The 1,687-nt window shown below is 54.8% G+C and carries 1 protein-coding gene; it reads left to right on the forward strand.

Annotated features, from left to right (window positions below; all coding sequences use genetic code 11):
* Window positions 1-1,635 (forward strand): collagen-like protein (locus tag ACIFQM_RS23755; protein ID WP_430066276.1); only part of this gene is annotated, 1,635 nt, incomplete at its 5' end.
* Between the last annotated feature and the right edge of the window lie 52 nt (window positions 1,636-1,687).

Consider the following 1,687-nt stretch of genomic DNA (forward strand, 5'->3'; position numbering starts at 1 on the left):
GGTGCTACTGGCGTTACTGGCGCTACCGGAGCTACTGGTGTCACCGGGGCTTCTGGCTTCACGGGGGCTACCGGAGTCACTGGTGCTACCGGTGCTACTGGGGCTACCGGAGATACGGGTGCCACTGGAGATACTGGCGCTACCGGTGCTACTGGGGCTACTGGAGCTACAGGTGCCACTGGAGATACTGGTGCTACTGGTGCTACCGGAGATACGGGTGCTACTGGAGATACTGGCGTTACGGGAGTCACTGGGGTTACCGGCGTTACCGGAGCTACTGGCGCTACCGGAGCTACTGGCGCTACCGGAGCTACTGGCATCACGGGTGTTACCGGCGTTACCGGGGCTACCGGAGTCACTGGCACTACCGGAGCTACTGGCATCACGGGTGTTACCGGCGTCACTGGCGTTACTGGAGTCACTGGAGCTACTGGCGTTACCGGGGCTTCTGGCATCACAGGTGCTACTGGCGTTACTGGTGCCACTGGAGTCACTGGTGCTACCGGCGCTACTGGCGCTACCGGAGATACAGGTGCTACCGGAGCTACCGGAGCTACTGGAGATACTGGCGCTACAGGCGCTACAGGTGCTACCGGAGCTACCGGAGTCACTGGCACTACCGGAGCTACTGGCATCACGGGTGTTACCGGCGTTACCGGGGCTACCGGAGTTACTGGAGATACTGGAGTTACGGGGGCTACTGGAGCAACTGGCGTCACCGGGGCTACTGGAGTCACTGGCGCTACCGGGGCTTCTGGCATCACGGGTGTTACCGGAGTTACGGGCGCTACCGGGGCTACTGGCGTCACAGGTGCTACTGGAGCTACCGGAGCTACCGGCGCTACTGGAGTTACCGGAGTTACTGGCATCACTGGTGTTACCGGCGTTACTGGCGTTACAGGAGTTACTGGTGCTACTGGCGTCACCGGGGCTTCTGGCATCACGGGGGCTACCGGAGTTACTGGAGTTACTGGCGCTACGGGCGCTACGGGCGCTACCGGAGTTACTGGCATCACGGGTGTTACCGGAATCACTGGAGTTACCGGGATTACTGGTGCAACCGGAGTTACTGGTGCAACCGGAGTTACTGGCGTCACAGGTGCTACTGGCGTTACTGGCGCTACCGGAGTTACTGGCGTCATCGGTGCAACCGGGGCTATTGGACCTACTGGTGCCACAGGTGTTGGTATAACAGGTGCAACCGGCCCACCTCCTACGTTTATAGACGCATACTTTAACGGTAATATTCAACCTCAGACAATTGCTTCGGGGTCAAACATTTTAAATATTACTCCAAACCAATCTACTGCACTCACTTATAATGCAGGAACAAGTATTTTCACAATACAAAATGCGGGGTTGTATAACATTAGTGTTGTAATAAATCTTGCAACTGCCTCACTGCCAGAAGCAACAATTGGGTTATCACTAAATAATTCTACAGCATATCTCGCTCCCGCTGTAACCACGGCAACAAGTGGTCAATTGGTTTTAGTTCAAATTGAGGCTTTTGCTGTGGGGGATACAATTCAATTTAGAAATATATCTGGATTTCCTATTACCATTGCTAATTCACCAGTCATAGCTAACAGCGCAGGTCATGTAGCTATTTCGAGATTCTCAGCTTTTTCATAAACGAGACTCGGAACTGGAATTAAAGCTAATGTAATCGAGTAGGAGGCTACCC

Origin of the sequence: Paenibacillus sp. NRS-1782 (genome assembly GCF_050467685.1) — a bacterium.
GTDB classification, from domain to species: domain Bacteria; phylum Bacillota; class Bacilli; order Paenibacillales; family Paenibacillaceae; genus Paenibacillus; species Paenibacillus terrae_A.